General features: G+C 55.4%; 19 protein-coding genes, 1 pseudogene and 1 riboswitch. Of the genes and pseudogenes, 5 read left to right on the top strand and 15 right to left on the bottom strand.

What is annotated here, in order from left to right; translation table 11 throughout:
* Nucleotides 1-159 precede the first annotated feature (159 nt).
* Complete coding sequence (locus HMPREF0201_RS13620) at nucleotides 160-786, top strand: glutathione S-transferase family protein (RefSeq protein WP_016537298.1); 627 nt, start codon at nucleotides 160-162, stop codon at nucleotides 784-786.
* Here HMPREF0201_RS13620 and HMPREF0201_RS23080 read toward each other — a convergent pair.
* The 6 genes and pseudogenes from HMPREF0201_RS23080 to HMPREF0201_RS23085 form a co-directional block, all read right to left on the bottom strand.
* Nucleotides 778-882, bottom strand: a pseudogene (locus tag HMPREF0201_RS23080) (PQQ-dependent sugar dehydrogenase); the annotation flags it as partial. The gene HMPREF0201_RS13620 and the pseudogene HMPREF0201_RS23080 overlap by 9 nt on opposite strands.
* A gap of 213 nt (nucleotides 883-1095) precedes the next feature.
* Nucleotides 1096-1323, bottom strand: a complete 228-nt coding sequence (locus HMPREF0201_RS22860) for a hypothetical protein (protein ID WP_072145786.1) — start codon at nucleotides 1321-1323, stop codon at nucleotides 1096-1098.
* A gap of 181 nt (nucleotides 1324-1504) precedes the next feature.
* Nucleotides 1505-2329: a BglG family transcription antiterminator LicT gene (licT, locus tag HMPREF0201_RS13625; RefSeq protein ID WP_039899362.1), complete on the bottom strand. Its 825-nt coding sequence runs from the start codon at nucleotides 2327-2329 to the stop codon at nucleotides 1505-1507.
* Nucleotides 2330-2401: 72 nt separating this feature from the next.
* Nucleotides 2402-3820 carry a glycoside hydrolase family 1 protein gene (locus HMPREF0201_RS13630; RefSeq protein ID WP_016537301.1) on the bottom strand — a complete coding sequence of 473 codons (1419 nt, stop codon included), beginning with the start codon at nucleotides 3818-3820 and terminating at the stop codon, nucleotides 2402-2404.
* A gap of 18 nt (nucleotides 3821-3838) precedes the next feature.
* A complete protein-coding gene (locus tag HMPREF0201_RS13635; RefSeq protein ID WP_016537302.1) occupies nucleotides 3839-5701 on the bottom strand; it encodes a beta-glucoside-specific PTS transporter subunit IIABC in 1863 nt (620 codons plus the stop codon).
* 209 nt (nucleotides 5702-5910) lie between these two features.
* Entirely contained in the window at nucleotides 5911-6516 is a 606-nt protein-coding gene (locus HMPREF0201_RS23085) for a hypothetical protein (protein WP_016537303.1), read from the bottom strand.
* A gap of 335 nt (nucleotides 6517-6851) precedes the next feature.
* Between HMPREF0201_RS23085 and rimO the strand changes: the two genes are divergently transcribed.
* Nucleotides 6852-8177: a 30S ribosomal protein S12 methylthiotransferase RimO gene (gene rimO, locus HMPREF0201_RS13645; RefSeq protein ID WP_039898454.1), complete on the top strand. Its 1326-nt coding sequence runs from the start codon at nucleotides 6852-6854 to the stop codon at nucleotides 8175-8177.
* A 40-nt stretch (nucleotides 8178-8217) separates the two neighbouring features.
* Here the strand turns inward: rimO and HMPREF0201_RS13650 are convergent, their stop codons facing one another.
* The 7 genes from HMPREF0201_RS13650 to HMPREF0201_RS13680 form a co-directional block, all read right to left on the bottom strand.
* Nucleotides 8218-8958 carry a MipA/OmpV family protein gene (locus HMPREF0201_RS13650; RefSeq protein WP_016537307.1) on the bottom strand — a complete coding sequence of 247 codons (741 nt, stop codon included), beginning with the start codon at nucleotides 8956-8958 and terminating at the stop codon, nucleotides 8218-8220.
* 36 nt (nucleotides 8959-8994) lie between these two features.
* Entirely contained in the window at nucleotides 8995-9906 is a 912-nt protein-coding gene (gsiD, locus tag HMPREF0201_RS13655; RefSeq protein WP_016537308.1) for a glutathione ABC transporter permease GsiD, read from the bottom strand.
* Nucleotides 9907-9908: 2 nt separating this feature from the next.
* A complete protein-coding gene (gsiC, locus tag HMPREF0201_RS13660; protein ID WP_016537309.1) occupies nucleotides 9909-10829 on the bottom strand; it encodes a glutathione ABC transporter permease GsiC in 921 nt (306 codons plus the stop codon).
* A 251-nt stretch (nucleotides 10830-11080) separates the two neighbouring features.
* Nucleotides 11081-12619, bottom strand: a complete 1539-nt coding sequence (gene gsiB, locus HMPREF0201_RS13665) for a glutathione ABC transporter substrate-binding protein GsiB (RefSeq protein ID WP_016537310.1) — start codon at nucleotides 12617-12619, stop codon at nucleotides 11081-11083.
* Between the two features lie 11 nt (nucleotides 12620-12630).
* Complete coding sequence (gene gsiA / locus HMPREF0201_RS13670) at nucleotides 12631-14505, bottom strand: glutathione ABC transporter ATP-binding protein GsiA (RefSeq protein WP_016537311.1); 1875 nt, start codon at nucleotides 14503-14505, stop codon at nucleotides 12631-12633.
* Nucleotides 14505-15458, bottom strand: coding sequence for an isoaspartyl peptidase/L-asparaginase (locus HMPREF0201_RS13675; protein WP_016537312.1), 954 nt, complete (start codon nucleotides 15456-15458; stop codon nucleotides 14505-14507). The genes gsiA and HMPREF0201_RS13675 overlap by 1 nt, the downstream gene beginning before the upstream one ends.
* 205 nt (nucleotides 15459-15663) lie before the next feature.
* Nucleotides 15664-17625 (bottom strand): autotransporter domain-containing esterase, encoded by a 1962-nt coding sequence (locus HMPREF0201_RS13680; protein ID WP_039898456.1) that lies wholly within the window; start codon nucleotides 17623-17625, stop codon nucleotides 15664-15666.
* A gap of 210 nt (nucleotides 17626-17835) precedes the next feature.
* Between HMPREF0201_RS13680 and moeA the strand changes: the two genes are divergently transcribed.
* Both moeA and moeB read left to right on the top strand, forming a co-directional pair.
* Nucleotides 17836-19068, top strand: a complete 1233-nt coding sequence (moeA, locus tag HMPREF0201_RS13685) for a molybdopterin molybdotransferase MoeA (RefSeq protein ID WP_016537314.1) — start codon at nucleotides 17836-17838, stop codon at nucleotides 19066-19068.
* A gap of 1 nt (nucleotide 19069) precedes the next feature.
* The gene (gene moeB, locus HMPREF0201_RS13690; protein ID WP_016537315.1) at nucleotides 19070-19822 is read left to right on the top strand and encodes a molybdopterin-synthase adenylyltransferase MoeB; all 753 of its coding nucleotides are present in this window, start codon (nucleotides 19070-19072) and stop codon (nucleotides 19820-19822) included.
* Nucleotides 19823-19856: 34 nt separating this feature from the next.
* Here moeB and HMPREF0201_RS13695 read toward each other — a convergent pair whose 3' ends face one another.
* Both HMPREF0201_RS13695 and HMPREF0201_RS13700 read right to left on the bottom strand, forming a co-directional pair.
* The gene (locus HMPREF0201_RS13695) at nucleotides 19857-20903 is read right to left on the bottom strand and encodes a magnesium transporter (protein WP_016537316.1); all 1047 of its coding nucleotides are present in this window, start codon (nucleotides 20901-20903) and stop codon (nucleotides 19857-19859) included.
* A 73-nt stretch (nucleotides 20904-20976) separates the two neighbouring features.
* Nucleotides 20977-21149, bottom strand: a riboswitch (M-box (ykoK) riboswitch).
* Between the two features lie 94 nt (nucleotides 21150-21243).
* Nucleotides 21244-22314: a LacI family DNA-binding transcriptional regulator gene (locus tag HMPREF0201_RS13700; RefSeq protein ID WP_039899365.1), complete on the bottom strand. Its 1071-nt coding sequence runs from the start codon at nucleotides 22312-22314 to the stop codon at nucleotides 21244-21246.
* A 295-nt stretch (nucleotides 22315-22609) separates the two neighbouring features.
* Here HMPREF0201_RS13700 and HMPREF0201_RS13705 point away from each other — a divergent pair, with 295 nt between their 5' ends.
* Nucleotides 22610-23911, top strand: coding sequence for an MFS transporter (locus tag HMPREF0201_RS13705; protein WP_016537318.1), 1302 nt, complete (start codon nucleotides 22610-22612; stop codon nucleotides 23909-23911).
* The last annotated feature ends 11 nt before the right edge of the window (nucleotides 23912-23922 follow it).

The raw sequence follows: 23922 nt of genomic DNA on the forward strand, positions 1-23922 counted from the left end.
TAAAGAAACATAGAGTTGGTAAAGTTTGTTAAGTTTATTCGATATCTGGCCGACTTGCCGCCGTTGCGCTTATTTTTTTAGCTTTGGTTGAGTTGTTGTGGTGTTTTCGTCATCAAGCTGCGCGATACTCAACCTCCACCAGCAAAAAAAGGAACCATCATGATTACCGTTTGGGGCAGAGATAATTCCACTAATGTTAAAAAAGTGTTGTGGTGTCTGGAAGAGCTGAACCTGCCGTACCGTTCTATTCCCGCCGGAGGGAAGTTTGGCCTGACGCACGATGCAGAATACCTGGCGATGAACCCGAACGGGCTGGTACCTTGCCTGCATGACGACGCGCACGGGCTGACGCTCTGGGAGTCGAATACCATCGTGCGCTATCTCGCCGCTGAATATGGCCGCGATAAATTATGGGTAAATGAACCCGCCCGAAGAGCGAAAGGGGAAAAATGGATGGACTGGTCGGCAACAGCCGTTTCCGGCCCTTACCGCGACGTCTTCTTCAATATGGTGCGCCTGCCGCCCGAGCAGCGCAGCCAGGAGCAAATTGAGCGCGGCATCATCGCCTGCAATAAGCTGTTCGCCATTGCGGATGCGGAGCTCGCCAGACAACCCTGGCTCGGCGGCGATGCATTCGGCACCGGCGATATCGCCTTCGGCCCGCAGATTTACAGCCTGCTTAACCTCGACATTCCGTGGGACGCGGTGCCAAATCTACAGCGCTGGTATCAGCAGTTGACCCAGCGCCCGGCGTTCCAGAAAGTCATTATGATCCCGCTAAGCTGACGGGCTCAGCTTTAACAGCTCGCCGTGAGTTTCGTCGGTCAGGACATACAGATAGCCGTCCGGGCCGACTCTTACATCACGAATGCGCTGTTTTCTCCCTGCGCGATAAATAAATGGCCTTTGCCGTCAAACGCGCGGCGACAATAACATGCCGCAACGTCGGCCACAGGCCAGAATCCAGAACAGCTAAGGGCTGTCAATCCGGTGGCGACTAATCCCGAATAATTAAGAATAAGCTTCAAAAATATCGCTGTCTCAAATGCTCCTGACAGCACAAAGGGTGAATTAACCATTGATTGAATAAGCAATCTATTTTTTCGATTGTAGATACTTCCCTGTATTACTGAGGCAATTATTAAAAAGCATATCTATCTGCCTTTTATCTTCGGGCGTCTGTAACGGATATACTTTCGGTACATCAACGGCATTTGTAACTCTGTTAACTATACCCGCAACGCCGACAGGCCTACCTTTTGAATCATTATAGGCGCGCCCATCAGTAACAATATGCTGAGATGATAATTCATTAACTTTCATGCGAAAACCTCGAAATAAAAAGTAAAGTAATAATTTCCAGAACCTTTCAGCCTGAAGGGATATTTTTTCACAGAGTTTAAGCCATTATCTTTAGAAGTGATATTTTCACGTTGAGGAATGAGTGAAATCTTAATGTTTCAATAGCAGCACCCAGCGATGCCCGATGCCACTTTTATAAGCTTTAATCGCGTAGCCGGTTGATATGAATGGTCAAAAATATGATTTCATCGTGACTCAGGCTGTAGTTATAGTTTTTGCTGAGATAAGCGTTAATTTTATGAGCGCATTGCCAGGCCTGAGTCATTGCCTCTTTAATGCCTTCGTACAGGCTTTTATCTTCATGGCTGACCGCCTGGTTATTCATCATTCGCAGGGTGAAGAACTTCAGGTGGGTAATAATGCGCTGGTAGTTCAAAGAACTCTCATCGTATTTAATTTTTAATTCATACTTAATAATCGAAAGAACATCTTTAATGATATTAGCGCTCTGCATCGTGCTTTGCATATCGTTCACTTTGGCATTTGCCAGATGCAATGCAATAAATCCGGCCTCGTCTTCCGGCAGTTCAACCTCAAGCTTGCGGTTGATTAACGCGACGGCTTCGCTCGCCAGATCAAACTCCGGCGCGTAAAACTTTTTAATATCCCACAGCAGCATATTCTTTATCGCCAGCCCTTTTTTATGGCGCTGCACGGCAAAGTTAATATGGTCGCTAAGAGCAAAAATAAGCGACTCCTGTACTTCAATAGCCAGACGCTGCTGCGCCAGCTGCAAAATGGCCTGAGTGATCAGCAAGTGTTCCAGCGGAATAGAGTTCACCAGCTCGCTGAGCACCTCGCTGATGCCGCCGCTTTTTTTAATAAACTGGCTCTCTATTTCCTGTGCCGCAAGCGGGTCGCCTTCGCGTTTACCAAACCCGATTCCACGGCCAACCGCCACAATCTCGCAGTGCTTGTCATCAACGGCAATTACCGCGTTATTGCTCAAAACTTTCAGGACTGTAATCACTGAAACCCCTATCGGTTACTGATTGACGGCGGCAGCACTCCGGCGCTGCCGCTCGTCGCTGGCTGGTTGTTATAACGCGTTATTTTTCATAACGTCAGCATACCAGCCAGCGCTTTTTTTCGGGATTCGACGCAGATCCTTCAGGTCAAATTCGTCGCGATTAACATAGATAAGACCGTAGCGTTTGGCGCAACCCTGGTGGGTGGAAATCAGATCCAGCGCCGACCATGGCGTATAACCAAAGACCTCAACCCCATCGGTGATAGCCAGCTGCATCTGTTCAATGTGCAGGCGCAGGAAGTCGATACGGTAATCATCATTAATCTCGCCATTCTCATCGAGTTTATCAAATGCGCCCAGCCCGTTTTCGGTTATCAACAGCGGCAGATGGTAGCGGTCCCAGATTTCACGCAGCGTATTACGGAAGCCCACCGGATCGATTTCCGTACCAAACTGCGTACGCGGTAGATGCGGGTTCGCCGCCCCACGGTGTACGCCATCTTCCCCCGACTTCAGCAGCTTATTGCCGCCGCGCACCACTTCATCGTTGCCGTCGCCGCGGCTGGCCTCAACCGCCTGCGTGGTGTAGTAGTTAAACGCGATAAAATCTGGGCGGCCGCTTTTTAGTACTTCGGCATCCCCAGGCAGCATCTCCGGGGTGTAGCCTTTCTCTTCCATATAGCGCCAGGCCTGAGTGTTGTACTCGCCTCTCGCCGCCACATCCAGATACAGCCAGTTGCGAATAGCGTTGTAGTTAAAGGCCGCCTGAATATCTTCCGGCTTGCTGCTGGCCGGGTAAATCACCGCAATATTGGGCGCGGGGCCAATTTTTGAATCAGGATATTTAGTATGCAGATCCCGCATCGCCATCGCCTGCGCCACCATCATATGGTGGTTTTGCTGGTACAGGTTTTTCTTTTTATCGGCCTGGGTCGAGAGTTTAGGATCAAGCGTTCCCAGCGCCTCGCCCTGAAGGATCATTAAGTTCTGCTCGTTGATCGTCAGCCAGTACTTCACCTTATCGCCAAATTCATCAAACAGAACGTTGGCGTAGCGGGCAAAAGCATCGACGCTCGCGCGGTTATGCCAGCCGCCTTTTTCCTGAAGCGCCTGAGGAAGATCGAAGTGATACATCGTCACAATCGGCACAATATTATGCGCCAGCAGTTCGTCTATCAGGTTGCGGTAAAAATCTACCCCGGCTTTGTTAACGTCCCCTTCTCCGTCCGGGATTATTCGTGTCCAGGCAATTGAGAAACGGTAGGTTTTAAACCCCAGTTCGGCAAACAGGGCGATATCTTCGCGGTAGCGGTGGTAATGATCGCTGGCGACTTTGAAGTCGGTTGTTCCCTCGGGGTAGCTTTCACGGGCATCAATTACCGACGGCCCTTTACCGTCTTCGTTCCATGCGCCCTCAACCTGATAGGCCGAGGTTGAGGCTCCCCAGAGAAAGTTTTTTGGAAAGGGTTTGAGTTCCCGATATCTCATAGTTAACTCCTTAATGAATCATGATAAAGAGAGCAGCGTGTCGCCAACGCGAGCCTGCGGCTGGGTCTGTTTTTGCAGCTGTTGGTAACTGTCAGCATTGGCAATGATGACCGGCGTAATGGTGTCGTACCCCGCCAGCTCTATCGCTTCTCTGTCGAACTCGAGCAGCAGATCGCCGCGCTTAACCTGCTGGTTTTCTGCGACGTGGATTTGATAGTGCTCGCCGTTGAGCTGCACGGTATCGAGGCCAACGTGGATCAGAATTTCGGCCCCGTGTTGGGAGAGAATTTGCAGCGCGTGGCCCGAGTCAAAAGTGGCCGAAACCGTGCCGTCGACCGGGGAAAAAACTTTGTTGCCGTCTGGCCGGATGGCCAGGCCGTCGCCGACAACGCCGCTGGAAAAGACCTTGTCGTTAACCTGCTCCAGCGGAACGATGGTGCCGCTCATCGGTGCCACAATTTTTTCGGCACTCACGGCAGCAGCCAGGGTCGCCGCAGGCTTATTATCTGCCGTCGCCCCGGCGCTGCCTTCTTCGGGAATATCCTCGAAACCGACGATATAAGTAAGGACGGCAGCAAGTACAAACGAGACACAAATCCCAAGGATCAGCCCGCCGAAACCTTCACCATAGAAAATCGGCAGCGTCAGCAGGCTGGGGATACCGGTAGAAATCGCCGCGCTGTTAGAATACCCAACGATGCCGCCCCCGACCGCCGCCGCAATAACGGCGCAAACGAACGGTTTTTTCAGCTTTAAGGTCACGCCATACACGGCGGGCTCGGTGATGCCAAACAGAGCCGTAATAAAGGTACTTCCTGCCAGGGCCTTCATTTTCTTATTTTTGGTTTTCAGCATAACCGCCAGCACCGCCCCGGCCTGGGCAAATACCGCCGGTACGGTGGCAGCCTTGAGGGTGCTGCGCCCGATAGTCGTGATGTCGTTGATGATCACCGGCGTAAACGCCCAGTGCATCCCAAAGATAACCAGAATCTGCCAAACCGCGGCAATCAGCGCGCCGGCCAGAATCGAGTTAAAACCGAAGATGGTGACGAAGAAGCTGGCCGCCAGTTCGCTGGTATAAATACCGATTGGCCCGATGGTTATCAGCGTCAACGGCACCATAATCACTAACAGCAAAAACGGAGTGACAATGCTGCGCACCGTTTCATGGATGAATTTGTTGAACAGTCGTTCCAGCTGGCACATCACCCAGATGGATAAAATAATCGGAATGACGGTTGAGGTGTATTTCATCAGCACCACCGGAATACCGGCAAAGCTAACGTCCGCTTTGGTGTTGAAAAGCTCAATAATGGAGGGGTAAATCAGCGCCCCGGCTATCGACACCGCAACAAAAATATTGCCCTGGAATTTCCGCGCCGTGGTAATTGCCAGCATGATCGGCAGGAAGTAAAACAGGCTGTCCGCCGCCGCCGCCAAAATCACATAGGTGCTTTCGGTTTTGCTCATCCAGCCTTCTGCCAGGGCAATGCTCAAAAGCCCTTTCAGCACGCCGGATGCGGCCATCGCCCCCAGCAGCGGGGTAAAGATCGATGAGATAATGTCGATCATTTTGCTAAACACGTTGGTGTTATTGGACCGGCTGCCCTGCTGGCTAGCGTGAGAGTCATCCAGCAGGGATGAGATCTCTCCAATCTGGCGATATACCTCCGAAACCCGGTTGCCAATAACCACCTGAAACTGGCCAGAAGCCTTCATTGTGGCAATCACGCCTTCGAGCTGTTCGAGGCCAGCCACATCCACTTTATTGATATCACGCAGAGAAAAACGCAGTCGTGTAGCGCAGTGCACCACCGTCACGACGTTATCTTCTCCGCCAACAAGGCGCAAAACATTTTCAGCCAACCATTTGATATTCATATTATTTACCTTTCGCTTAGCGCGCTTTTGTTATCCATGGGCCAAAAAAAAACCTGACCAGCAGCATGTCGGCACAGGGCAACATGCTGCTGGTCAGGTTTCGCTCGGGCTTTACCCGATAACGTCCTTAATCAGGTTTCGTTATATAAAACTCCCTCGTGGCTAACAATCAACAGTTTGTGAATCTGTGACTGAGAGCAGAAAAATTGTTACCGGGAACAATGTGGAAACTCATTGCCGTCCAGCAATGACTCGCAGTGGCTGAAGTGAACCAGGCTAGATTCCTGCTGTACCGCCCAGACGCCTGCCTGGCCAAGCATAGCGAAGTGACGCCCGTTGTGAACCGGCACGATAACCTTATTGCAGTAGCGCCTGATGTTACTAATCAGGACCGGGAAAATGGGCCTGCTGATGTTCAAAGTGGCGTAATGCTTATTAAAGCGGACAACTTCACAACCCTGAGTGAATAAGGGGATCGCGCTGCTATTGAAGGCTCCCATCTCATCAATCCAGAATCCAGTCTCTGGCCGCTCGCGGGAGTGATTACTGAAAAATTTAATAAACGGCAACCCCTGCGCCAGGGATTTTGCCTCGCTGCTGACAATGCAGAACAACCCGTTATCGATAAACCAGCCGGCTTTTCTATCCAGCCACCCGGCCTCCTCCTCAAAAATACGCCTGCCGATACTTTCGTCCTGCATAGCGTAATTTGTTAACACCCGACACCCGTTAACCTCAACACGGGTTTCCAGTTCAACGCCTAATAATTGCCCATCCGGAGAGGAGATTGGCAGCGCCCAATGCTGCATGTTCATTAATATTCCCTTATTATCGTAACCCACTGATAATTGATCGTTTTTACCAATCAATCAAATAAAATTGATCGTTCTCGCAAAACCTACCAATTTTAGTGGTATATCCATCTGGTTGATTTAAGGAAAGATTAAAATCCACAATGAGATTAATCGCAGTCGATATCCAGCATTTTTCACCGCTCAATCAGCGCCCGGGGCTGAGGGTTAAAGCAACACCTGTTGAATGCAGGAGGGCGCGCTCAAAAAACGAACTGCAATTATCCAGTACAAATTCCGGCCCAACCTCTGTAGAATCGCTGCCTTAATATTTCTAATAATTGAACACTTTTTAAGCTATGAGCAATGTAACCCACCAGCCGCGTATCGGCTTTGTCTCCCTCGGCTGCCCGAAAAACCTCGTGGACTCCGAACGTATCCTGACCGAACTGCGTACCGAAGGCTACGACGTGGTGCCAAGCTATGACGACGCCGATATGGTTATCGTCAACACCTGCGGTTTTATCGACAGCGCCGTGCAGGAATCGCTGGAAGCGATTGGCGAAGCCCTGAACGAAAACGGAAAAGTGATCGTCACCGGCTGCCTGGGTGCAAAGGTAGATCAGATCCGTGAAGTGCATCCTAAAGTGCTGGAAATCACCGGCCCACACAGCTATGAGCAGGTTCTGGAGCACGTTCACCACTATGTGCCAAAACCTCAGCACAACCCGTTCCTGAGCCTGGTGCCGGAACAGGGCGTGAAGCTGACTCCGCGCCACTACGCATACCTGAAAATCTCCGAAGGCTGCAACCATCGCTGCACCTTCTGCATTATCCCGTCTATGCGTGGCGATCTGGATAGCCGCCCGATTGGCGACGTGCTGGCAGAAGCTAAGCGCCTGGTAGAAGCCGGCGTCAAAGAGCTGCTGGTTATCTCCCAGGATACCTCAGCCTACGGCGTGGACGTGAAGCACCGCACCGGTTTCTGGAACGGCGCGCCGGTCAAAACCAGTATGGTGAGCCTGTGCGAACAGCTGGCTAAGCTTGGCGTGTGGACGCGCCTGCATTATGTCTACCCTTACCCGCACGTTGACGACGTAATTCCGCTGATGGCCGAAGGCAAAATCCTGCCGTATCTGGACATCCCGTTACAGCACGCCAGCCCGCGTATTCTGAAGCTGATGAAGCGCCCGGGTTCTGCTGACCGCCAGTTGCAACGCATTAAGCAGTGGCGCGAAATCTGCCCGGATCTGACCCTGCGTTCGACCTTTATCGTCGGCTTCCCGGGTGAGACCGAAGAAGATTTCGAGATGCTGCTCGAGTTCCTGAAAGAAGCTCGCCTGGATCGCGTTGGCTGCTTCAAGTACAGCCCGGTTGACGGCGCAACGGCCAATGAGCTGCCGGACCAGGTACCGGAAGAAGTGAAGGAAGAGCGCTGGAATCGCTTTATGCAGCTCCAGCAGAAGATCTCCGCCGAACGCCTGCAGGAAAAAGTGGGTCGTGAAATTCTGGTGATGATCGACGAAGTTGATGAAGAAGGTGCGATTGGCCGCAGTATGGCAGACGCCCCGGAAATCGACGGCGCGGTTTACCTGAACGGTGAAACTAAGCTGAAGCCGGGCGACGTAGTACGCGTGAAAGTTGAAAACGCGGACGAATACGATCTCTGGGGTTCAGTCGTTTAATCCTTTCTGTCCTCCTCCACCCGGAGGAGGACAATTCTACTCAGAACGTATAGCTCATCCCCACCGTAAGCTCACGCAAATTATTCTTATTCACCATCGGGCTGTCGCTTATCGTATCCGGGTAAAAGCGCTGGGTAAGCTGCGCCCAGGTATTCCACTGCGGCGTCCAGGCATAGTTCATGGCGAGCCGGGCATAAGGCAGGAAGCTTGCCTGCGGCCGCCAGGTCGCTAACCCGGTCTTCGCCGATTCTTTATCAGAGATACCGTAGTAGTAGCGAGTATTCTGCGCGTTAGAGAAATCCACGCCCACTTCCGGCACCAGGGTAAACCCGCCCCACTGCGCCATCGCTATCCAGCCGGCGTTAGCAACCACGCCATTACTGACCCCCAGGGTATCCGCCGCCAGCGTGGCGCTCAATGCACCCAGCGGCGTGGTGTATAGCAGCTGCATGCCACCCATCATGGTGCTGTTACGATTATTCAGCCCACGCAGCGCAGGCGTTTGTCCCATTGAGGCGCGGTATTGTGTGTCGTAGTAATAGACTTTGGCGCGCAGCAGGAGCGTGTCGGTATTGATGAAGTTGTAGCCAGCCTCGGTGCCGTCGATATACCAGGTTTTCCCGTCATAGCCAATATAGGGCAGCGCCCAGCGTTCCTGATGGCGGGTCTGGTAGGGTAACTGATACAGGCCGCCCTGCACCCCGGCGGACCAGTTAGCGGCAGGGCTGGAGGTGGCAACAAGGAGCGGGCTTAACAGCAGAGCCCCGGTAATTTTTCGCATTTGTTCACTCCGGGGCGACGGCTTTACGGCATATCGCTACCCTTTAATCTTCGGATCCAACGCATCCCGCAGTCCGTCCCCCAGCAGGTTGAACGCCAGCACGGTAAGAAAAATGGCAAGACTCGGGAAAATAGCAACGTGCGGGGCAATAACCATATCAGCCCTCGCCTCGTTCAGCATCGCGCCCCATTCAGGGGTTGGCGGCTGAGCACCAAGCCCGAGAAACGACAGGCTGGCGGCGGAGATAATAGAAGTTCCGATGCGCATCGTAAAGTAAACCACGATAGATGAGACGGTCCCCGGCAGGATATGCCGGAAGATAATAATCGCATCCGGAGCGCCAATACTACGAGCAGACTCGATAAAAGTTTGCTGTTTAAGCACCAGTGTATTGCCGCGCACCAGGCGAGCGAACGCAGGAATACTGAAAATGGCGACGGCAATGATGACATTGGTCATGCCGCTGCCCATTATCGCCACCACGGCAATAGCCAACAGAATACCGGGGAAGGCAAACAGAACGTCGCAAATGCGCATCACAATGCGGTCCCACCAGCCTTCGTAATACCCCGCCAGCAGGCCGAAGAAGGTGCCTATCAACGCGCCAATCAGCACCGAAAAGACCCCGGCGGCCAGGGAAATTTGCGCGCCCACCAGCACGCGGCTAAAGATGTCGCGCCCGAGAGAGTCAACGCCAAACCAGTGCAACATCGAAGGCCCTTCGTTCAGCCGGTCATAGTCGAAATAGTTTTCAGCATCAAAAGGCGCAATCCAGGGGGCAATCAAAGCAACCACAAACAGCAGCAGCACAAACAATCCGGCGGTCATGGCCACCGGCTGCTGGCGGAAGCGGCGTAAGAACTCGCTCCACGGAGTGCGAATTTGGCCGCTGCGAACGGTGGGCATCGCGTTTACTATGGCCTGGCGTCGCCAGTTTAAAAGTCGCATCCTTATTTGTACCTGATGGCCGGGTTAATGGCGGCGTAAAGCAGGTCCACCACTAAGTTGATAACAATAAACTCCAGCGAAAACAGCAGCACTTCCGCCTGAATCACCGGGTAGTCGCGCATCTCTACCGAGTCCACCAGCAGGCGCCCTAACCCCGGCCAGTTAAACACTTTCTCGACCACAATCGAGCCGCCAAGCAGGAAACCAAACTGTAGCCCCATCATGGTGATAACCGGGATCATCGCATTACGCAGGCCGTGCTTAACCACGATAAGCGTCTCGCTCACGCCTTTAGCGCGCGCGGTGCGCATATAGTCCTCATGCAGCACATCGACAAACGAGGCGCGGGTAAAACGAGCCATCACCGCCGCGACGGCAGCACCAAGGGTTATCGACGGCAGGATGTAGTGTTGCCAGCTGTCGGCGCCTACCGTCGGCAGCCAGCCCAGTTCGACCGAGAAAACCTGCATCAAGAGCATGCCGAGCGCAAAAGCCGGGAACGAGATCCCGGAAACGGCAAGCGTCATACTCAGGCGGTCCGGCCAGCGGTTGCGCCAGACGGCGGCCACAATGCCGGTCACCAGGCCAAACAGCGTCGCCCAGGCCATGCTGGTTATCGTCAACCATAGCGTTGGCATAAAGCGGCTGGCAATCTCTTCGGAAACCGGGCGGCGAGAAACCAGCGAGGTACCAAAGTCGCCCTGCACAACGTGGGTGATGTAGTGCTGGAACTGCCGCCACAGCGGCTGATCCAGCCCCAGCTGTTTACGCACCAGTTCGATGACGGTGGCGTCGGCTTCCGGCCCGGCAATCAGCCTCGCCGGGTCGCCCGGCAGGAGGTGCACAAACAGGAATACCAGCACCGCCACAATAAGCAGCGTTGGGATCAGGCCGAAGAGGCGTTTGAGAAAATAGTTAAACATCGAGGCCCCTCCCCCTCACCCTAACCCTCTCCCCAGAGGGGAGAGGGGACGAAAGACAGAGTATGGAATCCTTCTCCCATAAACGGCGAGGGGACGAAAGGCAGAGCCTGGAACCCTTCTCCCATAAAGGGCGACGGGAAGAAGGACAGAGCGTGGCCCCCCTTTCCCTTAAAGGGAGAGGGAGCAGAGACCGACCTCGTTTTCCCCCTCTCCCTTCCAGGGAGAGGGATGGGGTGAGGGTACAAGCCACTCTACTTCAGGTCCGCATTATCAAAGCTGAATCCGGTATCCGGCATCACATAGAACCCGGTGAGGTTTTTGCTGTGGGCGGAAACCAATTTTTCTACCACCAGCGGCACCCACGGAGACTCTTTCCAGATGGTGTCCTGGGCGTCTTTATACAGCTTCGCTTTCTCCTGTGGATTGGTGGTTTGCAGCGCCCCGGTCAGGTCTTTGTCTACCTGAGGGTTGCTGTAGAAAGCGGTGTTGAACAGCGTTGGCGGCCAGTTCTGGGAGGCAAACAGCGGAGACAATGCCCAGTCAGCTTCACCGGTAGAGGCGGACCAGCCGGTGTAGAACATTCTTACGCCGCTCTCTTTCTGCCCTTTGGCTTCCACTTCAGCCGCACGCTGCCCGGCGTCCATCGCCGTCACTTTAACTTTGATCCCCACCTGCGCCAGCTGCTGCTGCGTAAACTGCAACACTTTCTGCGCGGTGCTGTGGTTATGGGAAGACCAGAGCGTTGTTTCAAATCCGTTCGGGAAACCGGCCTCTTTCAGCAACGCTTTTGCTTTGGCCGGATCGTACGGCCAGGGTTTGAATTTTTCCGCATAGGCGATAGACGGCGGCACCACACCTTCGGCCGGCGTTGCAAAACCGGAGAAGGCCACTTTCACCAGCGCCTGGCGGTTAATGGCGTAGTTAATAGCTTCGCGCACTTTCGGGTTATCGAACGGCTTCTGGGTGACGTTCATGCTGATGTAGCGCTGCATGATGGATGGAGAAGCCACCAGCTCCAGCTTGCTGTTTTTCTCCAGCACGCCTGCCTGCTCGTAAGGAATTGGGAAGGCGAATTGCGCCTCACCGGTTTGCAACATCGCCGCACGGGTGTTGTTGTCCACCACCGGGCGCCAGGTAATGCTGTCGAGCTTAGGCAGGCCCTGCTGCCAGTAGCCGCCGAATTTCTTCACCTTCACGAAGTCGGTCTGGTTCCAGGTATCAAGCTGATACGGGCCGGTACCAACCGGGTGGAAGCCAATCTCTTTCCCGTATTTTTGCAATGCGGCCGGGGAAATCATCGCCGTTGCAGGGTGGGCAAGAATGTTGATAAACGCCGAGAACGGCTCCTTCAGGGTGATTTTTACCGTGGTCGGGTCAACCGCTTCGGTCTTCGAAATGGCTTTATACAGGTTATAGCGTTTGAGGTGATTGTCAGGGTTGCTGGCGCGGTCGAGGTTGGCTTTTACCGCTTCGGCGTTAAAGTCGGTACCGTCCTGGAACTTCACCCCGGAGCGCAGCTTGATGGTGTACACCAGGCCGTCATCAGAAACTTTATAGCTTTCCGCCAGCACGTTTTGCAGCTTCATATCTTTATCAAGCCCGAACAGCCCCTGATAGAAAGACTTGGCCACCGCCTGCGACAGCGTGTCGTTGGCGTCATACGGGTCGAGCGTGGTGAAGTTGGAAGCAACCGCTACGACGACATCTTTAGCAGCGAAGGCGGGCGCGGCGATAACGGTGGAGGCAAGCCCCGCCGCCAGCAGCCATTTTTGCGTTGTGTTAGCTGTCATTATTGTTTTCCTTATAGTCGATTTTCACTGCTGCCGATGGCGTGACGGGCGACAAAATGCCCCGGCCCCACGGCAACCAGCGGTGCTACATGCGGTTCATCCCCCAGGCTGCGTGTGGCGCTGGGGATCTCGTCAGAGACTAAAACAGGCTTACGTCCCTTGCGGGATGGGTCTGCAACCGGCACCGCCGCCATAAGCTTGCGGGTATACGGATGCTGGGGGTTTTCAAACACCGCGCGGCGCGGGCCAATCTCGACAATCTGGCCGAGGTACATGACCGCCACGCGGTGGCTGATGCGTTCCACAACGGCCATGTCGTGGGAGATAAATAGAAAAGCGATGCCAAACTCGCGCTGTAAGTCGAGCAGCAGGTTCACTATTTGCGCGCGGATAGAGACATCCAGCGCCGAAACGGATTCATCGGCAATCACTACTTTCGGGTTCAGCGCCAGCGCGCGGGCAATGCAGACCCTCTGCCGCTGGCCGCCGGAAAACTCATGCGGATAGCGCCAGGCGTGTTCGGGCTGCAATCCTACGCGCTCAAGCAGCCAGGCTACGCGCTGCTGGGCTTCTTCCTTCGGCATTGCGTTATGCACCAGCAGCGGCTCCATAATCGAATAGCCGACGGTCTGGCGCGGATCCAGCGAAGCGTAAGGATCCTGGAAGATAAACTGAATGTCTTTGCGCACGTGCTGTAACTCGCCGTTGGGCAGGTTATCAATGCGCTGGCCGTTAAAGGTAATAGTCCCGCCCTGAGTTTCCACCAGCCGCAGCAGCGAACGCCCGGTTGTCGATTTCCCGCAGCCGGACTCTCCCACCAGCGCCAGCGTTTCACCGGGCAGCAGGTCGAAACTCACTTTTTCTACGGCATGAACCTGGCGCGTAACGCGGTTGAAAATGCCGCTGCGCAGCGGGAAGCGGGTGACCAGGTCCCGCACTTCAAGCACCGGCTTCGCGCCGGGCGGGATGGTGTCCTGCTCGATTTCCGGTTCCTGCTGGTTCGGCTCGCCCGCTACCACCAGCGGGAATTTTCGCGGTAAATCACTGCCGTTCATCGCGCCTAAACGCGGAACGGCGGCCAGCAGCGCCCGGGTATAAGCGTGCTGCGGGTGATTGAATATTTGATCCACTGGGCCGGTTTCTACCGCTTCGCCGCGGTACATCACCAGCACCCGGTCGGCAATATCCGCCACCACGCCCATATCGTGAGTGATAAAAATCACCCCCATTTGCATTTCGTCTTGCAATACGCGGATCAATTGCAGGATCTGCGCCTGAATAGTGACGTCCAGCGCGGTAGTGGGCTCATCGGCAATCAATACCGCTGGGCGACATGAAAGCGCCATCGCAATCATGACCCGCTGGCGCATACCGCCGGAAAGCTGATGAGGATAACGGCTGAGGATCGACTGCGCCTCCGGGATTCGTACGCGCTCAAGCATACGTTTCGCCTCCGCCAGCGCGGCCCGCCCATCAAGTTTTTGATGCAGACGAATAGACTCTGCTATCTGCTCGCCCACGGTAAACACCGGGTTCAGCGAGGTCATCGGCTCCTGGAAAATCATCGCCACATCCGCACCGCGCACGCGGCGCATCTGCGAATTGCTGAGCTCCGGCAGGCTGAGTACTTCTTTATTTCGGCGGCGCAGCAGCAGCTTTTCGCAGTTAACCTCTCCGCCGCCCTGCTCCAGCAGGCGCATCAACGCCATTGCGGTGACCGACTTACCGGAACCGGACTCGCCGACAATGGCCAGCGTTTCACCGCGGTTCAGGGTAAGCGAGAGGTGGCGCACCGCGTCGGTGACCTGCTGCTGCTGACGAAAGCGAATATTCAGGTCGCTGACAGCCAGTACCTGCTCGTCCGGTAGTTCATGGCCTTGCGACATTAACTCTCCTGGTCACGATAGATTCCTACGTTCGGGGCATCATTCACGAAGCCAAAGCCGCGATACATTCCTTCGCTGTTAAAAGGCAGCGCCACATTGCCCTGATTATCAATCGCTATCATGCCGCCGCTGCCGCCGAGTGCGGGCAGTTTTTCCAGCACCACGCGGTCTACAGCCTGCTGAAGGCTCAGGCCAGCGTATTCCACCAGGGCGGCGATATCGTAAGCCGCCAGCGTGCGCATAAAGACTTCACCCGTGCCGGTGCATGAAACGGCGACGTTGGCGTTATTGGCATAGCAGCCCGCGCCAACTATCGGCGAGTCGCCCACGCGCCCCGGCAGTTTGTTAGTCATCCCGCCGGTTGAGGTTGCCGCCGCAAGATTGCCGAACTTATCCAGCGCTACTGCGCCAACGGTGCCAAATTTTTTATCAGCGTCTATCGGCTCGGCTCCGTCGTGATCCAGCACGGTTTGCTGACTTTCACGGGCGCGGAGCAGCTGCTGATAGCGCTCTTCGGTTGAAAAGATATCCGCCGCTACCGGCTCAAGCCCCTGCCCGGCGGCAAAATGCTCTGCCCCCTCACCAATCAACAGGACGTGTGGACTGTTCTCCAGCACCTTCCTGGCGGCCAGAATAGGATTGCGGATATGGCTGACGCCCGCTACCGCTCCGGCCTCAAGCGTGTTGCCGTCCATTATGCAGGCATCCAGCTCGTGCTTACCCTCGCTGGTATAAACCGCGCCAATACCGGCGTTAAACAGCGGGCACTCTTCAAGCAGGCGCACCGCTTCGGTAACGGCGTCAAGAGCACTTCCCCCTTGCTCAAGGATCTGCTGCCCGGCAACAACAATGTCTGATAGCGCAGCGATAAACTGCAGCTCTTTTTCCTGCGTCAGTCGGGCGCGGGTTATAGCCCCGGCCCCACCGTGAATAGCGATAACGGCTTTAGTCATTCGGCATTGCCTGCAAAGAGTGGTATCCGGCAGCGTTTTTTCTATAAATATCAGAATAGTTGCCAAACATTGATACGATTTTTGAATATAGAAAGACGTAAATGTGTTGTAAAGAAAATTGACTTTAGTCTTCGGGACGCGGCAGGCAGCGTGCAGGCCCCTTCGCCGCAGCAAAGAGGCCAACTTACTAAGGGATAAGAAAAAGTTAGAACTTCGCGCTAATGCCGAGGTTGTAACTGGTCTGATTACCGTCGCTCAGGCCGGCCGTTTGTGATACGGCGGCAAAAGCAGAAACCGTAGCGGAAAGCGGCATGTCCGCGCCGACAGAAAGCTCGGCCCAGTTTTTATCCTGCTCTTCGCCGGTACGGCTGAAGGTTAGCGCGGTGGATTTCAGCCCGCCGTTCACGCTGTACTCGCGGTCGCCAAACTGGTGGCGGTAGCTTGCCTGCGCCCACGGATTAATGACGCCGGGGTGGGCATCAACCCGCCAGCCCGCGCTGCCAATCTGCGAATGCCCGTTCTGGTCGCCAAAACGCATCGCCGTGCTGCTGCTGCCGTTTTCACCGTAGCCATTTACGTGGCTGTAATCCCACGCATATTGCAGCGTCGGCCCCGTGGTCAGCCAGGGTGTCAGCGCAAAGTCATAGCCCGCGGTGAGCCTCGCTCCGTAGAGCCTTCCGTCGGTATCACCCTTTTCAGTGCGCGTTAGCTGCCCGAGAGTAATATCGCGCTGAATGTTGGTGAAGTCCGCAGAGAGGTAGTGAACGTCGCCGTTAAGCCACGCCTGGCCCACGCGCAGCTGGCTGAACAGCGCCGCCTGAACGCCTCTGGTGTCGTAGCGGTAGTTATCATCCGGCCGCTGGTTATCCAGCGAACCCGCAATCAGCCCGCCCACCAGCAGGCTGTCGTTAAGCTGGTAATCGACCCCGACGCTGAGGTTGTTGGTATTTCCTTTTCCTTCACCGCTGTAACGCTGATAGCCCCCGCCGTAGCCGCCGAACACGCCCAGCGAACCTACAGCGTTATCGTTATGGCGCAGTTGCTGGTAGCGACCGTCGAGCGTTGCCCTGCTGCCACGCACCATCGCCAGCGTGCCCTGATTAAGGCGAGTGACCTGCACCGGGGCGGCAATAATTGACTCAATATACTGGGCGATGATGCTGTGAACCTGCGGGCTGGGGTGGAAGTGATCGGCAAACAGGTAATCCTGAGACGGGTTGAAGCCCGGCGTTGAGCTGGTGCAATCGCTGGCAGACACGCCAGCCGGGCACGCCATGCCGGCGGTATTGGTGAGGCCAAACGCCTGCGGATTAACAAGGATTTCCTGGAACACGCCGTTGATGTCCGCGCGGGCAATATTTCCGCCGCGCTGCGACAGGGCTTTATCCTCAGCACCGTTGTAAAAATCGGTTAAGGCAGAAGCCTGCTGTGCCGCCGCGTCATAGGCGGCAATAAGCTGAGCGGCAGCAGCTTGCTGGACGAGCGGATTAGCGCTGACCACCGAGGCCGCGGCGCGAAGCGCATCGTGAATAGCCTGCTGGCGGCTGGCGAGATCCGGCGTTTTTGCGGCATCAAGCGAGGCGTAAGCGGCCTGAATCGCGGGCGTTGCCGCCGCGCCCAGCCCCACGCTCAGCACCATCTCCATCAGCGTTGGCGTCGCGCTGATGTCCGGCACATTCGGGACGACCACCAGCCCTGCCCCAGCATCCAGTAATGCACCAACCTGGGCTGCGGCATTTGCAGCGCTGTTCGCGGCAATGCCCTGCGCCAGCGCCGGTTGCGTTGCGGCGGCGGCCAAATCATTCCCGCCAATCCAGTGAATATATAAGCCGTTGCCGTCCGCCCTGCCGCCGGTCTGGCTCAGATATTGCTGCACCTGGCTTTGGGTATTATCAGCCGGGTTAAGCCCCGGCACGGCGGTCCCGCCGCCTGCCGCATAGTTACTCCCGCCGGTGCGTGAAGGGGTTAACGTCAGCCCGTAGCGGTCGGCCAGCTGCTCGTCATAAAGTTTGTTTTGGCTGCTGTTCCACGTCCAGCGGCCGTTATTACCGGTATCGCTGAGGCTGTCGCCGAATACGGCCAGCGAGTCAAAGGCGAATGCAGATGAAGTGAGTCCTATTGCCACGGCTAGCGTACTGAATTGAAATGCTTTTTTTATGTCTGTCATCAGTTCTTCCTTGCAGAGGTTTTGAGTAGCCACAATGACTATAGCCAATAGCCGTTTGCGTGCAGGCCGAGAGTAAGCAAGAAACGTGACAACGTGATGTAACGCATAGGGAGTAGAGGGGGAAATGATTTTGCTGATCCGGGACATGCAGCCCACGGCCATTTTCTGCCATACTAAGCCCTTATTTTGCCCCTGCCCCAGGAGTTATGCATGGAATTTACCGCCGGGCTGATCCCGCTTGAAACCGCACTTGGACAAATGCTTTCCCGCATTAAACCGCTCACCGAAACGGAAACATTGCCGCTGCTACAGGCTGCCGGTAGGGTTACCGCCGAACCGGTGATTTCTCCGCTGGATGTTCCGGGGTTTGATAATTCGGCAATGGACGGTTATGCGGTGCGCATGGCGGATATCAAAGCCGGGGGCGCATTGCCGATAGCGGGTAAAGCCTTCGCCGGGCAGCCGTTTAGCGGCGAATGGCCGGAAGGCACCTGCGTGCGCATCATGACCGGTGCGCCAATACCGCAGGGTGCCGAAGCCGTCGTGATGCAGGAAGAAACCAAATCTACCGAGTCCGGCGTACGCTTTAACGCCACGGTACAAAACGGCCAGAATATTCGCCGCCGTGGGGAAGACATCCGCCAGGGCGCAAGCGTGTTAGCCGCAGGAACAAAACTCACCGCGGCCGAACTGCCGCTGATTGCTTCGCTGGGCATTCCCGAAGTCACCGTTTACCGCAAGGTTCGCGTCGCCGTGTTCTCCACCGGGGATGAATTACAGCTGCCCGGCCAGCCGCTGGCCGAAGGCCAAATCTACGATACCAACCGCCTGGCGGTGCATCTCATGCTGAAAGAGCTGGGCTCGGAAGTTATCGACCTCGGGATTATTCGCGATGACCAGGACGCTCTGCGCGCCGCATTTAAAGAGGCAGACAGCCGTGCGGACGTGGTTATCAGCAGCGGCGGCGTGTCGGTTGGCGAGGCGGATTACACCAAACAAATCCTCGAGGAACTGGGCGAAGTGGGCTTCTGGAAGCTGGCGATTAAGCCTGGCAAACCCTTCGCCTTTGGCCGCCTGGAAAACAGCTGGTTCTGCGGCCTGCCGGGCAACCCGGTTTCCGCGGCGCTGACCTTCTATCAACTCGTACAGCCGCTGTTGACGACGATGGGCGGCCAACAGGGCAACCCTCTTCCGCCGCGGATGCGGGTGCGCACCGTCGGCAGGTTGAAAAAATCGCCTGGCCGCCTCGACTTCCAGCGCGGTATTTTACGCCGCAACGAGCAGGGCGACCTGGAAGTGCTGAGTACCGGCCATCAGGGCTCACATATTTTCAGCTCCTTCAGCCAGGCCAACTGCTTTGTGGTGCTCGAGCGCGAGCGCGGCAATGTCGAAGCCGGGGAATGGGTAGAAGTCGAGCCGTTTAACTCGCTGTTCGGAGGCTAACGTGGTCGAGCTTAGCGATGCAGAAATGCTGCGCTACAACCGCCAGATAGTCCTGCGCGGCTTTGACTTTGACGGCCAGGAAAAGCTGAAGGCCTCGCGGGTGCTTATTGTCGGGCTTGGCGGGCTGGGCTGCGCGGCGGCTCAATACCTTGCTGCCGCGGGCGTCGGGCATCTCACCCTGCTGGACTTCGACACCGTCTCGCTCTCTAACCTCCAGCGCCAGACGCTGCACCGCGACGCCGCTATCGGCCGGCCCAAAGTTGACTCAGCCCGGGAGATGCTGGCCGCCATTAACCCGCATATCCGGCTGGAGACGGTGAACGCCCTGCTGGACGAGCAGCAGCTTGCCGAGCTGGTGGCGCAGCATGAGGTGATTCTTGACTGCACCGATAACGTGGAGATCCGCAACCAGCTTAACCGCAGTTGCTTCCTGCATAAGCGGCCGCTGGTATCGGGGGCGGCGATTCGCATGGAAGGTCAGATAAGCGTGTTTACTTATCAGGCCAATGAGCCCTGCTACCGCTGCCTGAGCCGCCTGTTTGGCGAAGGCACACTAAGCTGCGTGGAAGCTGGCGTGATGTCGCCGCTGGTGGGAATTATTGGCTCTCTGGAAGCGATGGAGGCCATCAAACTGCTGGCAAATTACGGCACGCCAGCCAGCGGGAAAATCGTGCTCTACGATGCGATGACCTGCCAGTTCAGAGAGATGAAGCTGGCGCGTAATCCTCAATGTGAGGTTTGCGGCTGCGAATAAAGAAACGGGGATAATATTATCCCCGTTTCTTATCTTAGATGGCGAGATCGGTCAGCATGAGTTCGGCAATTTTAAAGTAAATAAGCAGCCCTGTGCCGTCGATTAAAGTGGTAATAAACGGGGCGGAAACCACCGCCGGGTCGATATTTACTTTACGCAGCAGCATCGGAATAATCGAAGATACGATAGCGCTCCACACCGTAATCGCTATCAGCGTCAGGCTCACGACCATCATCACTTCCATCCCTACGCCCAGCATCCACGCCCGGATAAATCCGGCGGTGCCGATGGTGATGGCAATTAATACCGAAGCGGAAATCTCTTTTCTTAATATCGCACCAAGATCCTTCAGCCCGACTTCTCCCAGCGCCATCGCCCTGACCAGGGTCGAGGTAATTTGCGTCCCGGTATTGCCGCCGGTGCCGATTAAGAGCGGGATAAAGAAGGCCAGCGCAATCGCCGCTTCCAGCTGGTCCTCAAAGGATTTAATCACCGAGCTGGTGTAAGCCTCGGCAACGAACAGCAGCAGAAGCCACACCGACCGTTTGCGCCACAGCGTGAAGACGCTGCTTTGCAGATAGGGTGTTTCCAGCGGGGATGAAGCCCCCTGTAGCTGGCTGTCGAGGGTGTTTTCATCTTCCAGCAGCTGCGCGATTTCCTGCGGGCCAAGCACCCCTTTCAGTTTTCCATAGCTGAGTACCGGAATGTAGTTTGAGGCGGATTTTTTAATCTCCATGCAGGCTTCATGCCGCGTTTTCTCAGGCGGCAGCGAGAAATGAACCGTTCTCATCAATTCGCTCAGCAACAGCTCTTTATCTGCCTGAAGCAGGGTTTTTACCGGCACCAGGCCGTACAGATGGTCGTCATCATCCACAACAAAGATTTGAGAAGGAATTTGCTCGTTTTTAATTTCCGAACAGAAGTATTCCCGCGCCTGGCCGACCGTTGTTCCCGGCGGAAGAGCGATAAAATCCTGGCTCAGATAACCCAGAACGGTGCTATGCGCTTCTGAGCCGGGCTGTTTAGCAGGCAGGAGTATAGATGCGCGAGAGTGCGCAGAAGTATTGGTTGAAAAGGTCATGATTTTTCCCCGGTTACTGTTTTAAAAAATAAACAGTCCTCATCCTGGGGCGAAGCAAGATATGAGAGTGCTGACGCTATCTCCATGTCTCGGTTTTAGCACTGTACAACGTATCCCCAAATGCGGGGGAAGTTACCTGGGGTTATACCTTGACTCGATATAACCTGTCCTAATCTTGGGCGTCTCTCGACGTCGTCAGATCAGTAACCTGTGTTTGTACAGGAGCCTCGCCTAACGAGATACTGCAAGTCTTCCGCGGCCTATAGTAGGGATCTCAGCCCGGGGCGCAAGTCAAAGAGCCTGCTTTGTTTAGGGTTTATTTATGCTTTCCTGTGCCGCTTCAGTCATACAGCCCGTCGCTATTTACCGCCGAGTGCCCCTTTCCGTAGCGTATACGCCGCACCGACTCACGGGCCTTAAGCGAGCCTGCCAGCAGGATATTCACCACCGGAGCGTCAGGCCGCATCAGGCGCTGCTGTAAAAGCTGCACCGCCTCTTCCCCCAGCTCGTCCCGTGGAACATGGACCGACGTCAGGGGCACATCGTGAATTTCCGCCAGATTGAAACCGTCGATACTCATCACCGACATATCCTGCGGCACGCGCAGCCCGGCCTTTTGCAGGGCGCTAACCGCCCCCGCCGCCATAAAATCGCCGCCCACCAGCAGCGCGCTGGGCCAGGCGGGGCGTGGTGTATTTGCCAGATAGTCGCTTACCAACGCCTCGCTTTCTTTAGCGCTAAAGCTTTGGGCGGTAATCAGGTGGCGGGTTTCATCGAACGAGAGGTTTCTGCTGTCCCAGGCATCGCGAATGCCCTCCAGGCGCAGCTCCATGGTATAGCGGCGCAGGCACAGCAGCGTCAGTACGCCTTTATGCCCCATATCGAACAGGTAGCTGGCGGCATACTGGCCGATAAGCTGATGATCCGGCGCGATGCCGGGCAGCCGCATTTTGCGGTCTCGGCAGTTGATCAGCACGCACGGTTTACCGAGATCTGCCGCCAGGTCGTGAATATGGGGGTCATCTATTCCCAGCAGGATAGCCGCTTCGCTGTCCGGCTGGTTCATCTTGCTTAAAAAGAGGTTGGCATCGCTGTCGTTTTCCTCCAGCGCGCAGAACCGCAGCCGCACGTCATGGGGTTCCAGCGCCCTGCCAACGCCCTGAATAACCCGGTAGTAAAATACGTCCAGCCGTTCATCAAACGCCCGCTGCGGAGCAAAAATCACCAGGCTATTCAGCAGCAGCCGTCCCGCCGCTATTCCCTGCAACACCCCCTTCTGCCGGGCGCACTCCAGCACCCGCTGGCGCGCCGTTTCGCTGGTATTGGCTTTACCGGCTAAGACTCGCGAAACCGTGCTTATCGATAGCCCCGTTTGGGCAGCAATTTCGGTGATTTTTAGCGTTTTACTCATTTTGTGATCGATGCCCATTTGTGAAATGAAAAAATTTTCATACCCGACAATTGCAGATTCTGCGTGAAAAAAGAGCATTAAACGCTCAGCAGATGCTGGATATGAAAACTTTTGCAAAAAATACGCTATTGGTTGGCTTATAACTCATCTACGCTGCCATTGTCGACTAAACAAAGCGCTTAGCTTTGATGAAAATAAATTTAAATAAATAAAAATCAATTAGTTAAAAAAACAAAGTATGCCGTGTGTTGGCATACCAATTCCACTAATTACCCCTACAAGGTGGAGCACAACTATGAGTCATGGCATCAATCAACCGGTGACCGCAGTCAAAACCAGGCGTATTTTCCGCAATTTGCGCTGGTGGGTGCTGGTGCTGTTTTTACTGGGCGTAACCGTCAACTACATCACCCGCAACGCGCTGGGCATCCTCGCGCCTGAACTGAAAACCTCCCTCGGAATAACGACCGAGCAATATTCCTGGATAGTGGGCGCCTTTCAGCTGGCTTACACCCTGTTCCAGCCCCTGTGTGGCTGGCTGATAGACGTAATCGGCCTGAAGATTGGCTTTCTGATTTGCGCCACTATTTGGGCGGTGATGTGCATGCTGCACGCCGGAGCCGGTAGCTGGCTCCAACTGGCAATCCTGCGCTTTATGATGGGTGGTGCGGAGGCGGCGGCTACTCCGGCTAACGCCAAAACCCTGGGCGAATGGTTCCCGAAAAAGGAACGCCCGATCGCAGCAGGATGGGCGGGCGTCGGCTTCTCAATTGGCGCGATGCTGGCTCCACCGATTATTTACTTTGCCCACGCCTCTTTTGGCTGGCAGGGTGCCTTTATGTTTAGCGGCGCGCTGGGCCTGGTTTGGGTCGTGCTGTGGTGGCTGTTCTATCACAACCCGGAACAGCATCCCAATCTCGGCAAAAGCGAGCTGGCGTTCATTAAACAGGACAACGAACCGCCAGCGGTGAAGCTGCCGTTTTTCACCGCCCTGAAAACCGTGTCTAAAAACAAGCGCTTTTACGGCATCGCCATTCCGGCATTTATGGCCGAACCGGCCTGGGCGGTGCTGAGTTTCTGGGTGCCTCTGTATCTCGCGAATGAGCGGGGAATGGATCTGAAACAGATTGCCATGTTCGCCTGGCTCCCGTTCCTGGCCGCCGATCTCGGCAGCATCGCCAGCGGCTACTTAACCAAAATTTACGCCCGATTCTTTGGCTGTAGCCGAACCAACTCGGTAGTTGCCAGTTCGGTCACCGGCGCTTTTCTGATGCTCTCCCTCGCGCTCGTTGCGCTCACAAAAGATCCCTGGGTCGCCATCGCCCTTATCTCCGTCGGCGGGTTCGGACACCAGATTATCTCCTGCATGCTGAGCGCCCTGGTGGTGGACTCGTTTGACAAGGGCCAGATGGCCACCGTCAACGGAATGCGCGGCTCTTGCGCCTGGATAGCCAGCTTTATTTTCTCGCTGATTATCGGCGTCACCGCCGACAAGATTGGCTTCAACCCGCTGTTTGTGGCCATGGGCTTCTTTGACCTGATAGGCGCGGTATTCCTGGTCGCCTTTATCGCCGAACGCCGCGCAAAACGTACCTGAATGGATAGAAC

It is taken from the genome of Cedecea davisae DSM 4568 (genome assembly GCF_000412335.2).
Lineage (GTDB): Bacteria > Pseudomonadota > Gammaproteobacteria > Enterobacterales > Enterobacteriaceae > Cedecea > Cedecea davisae.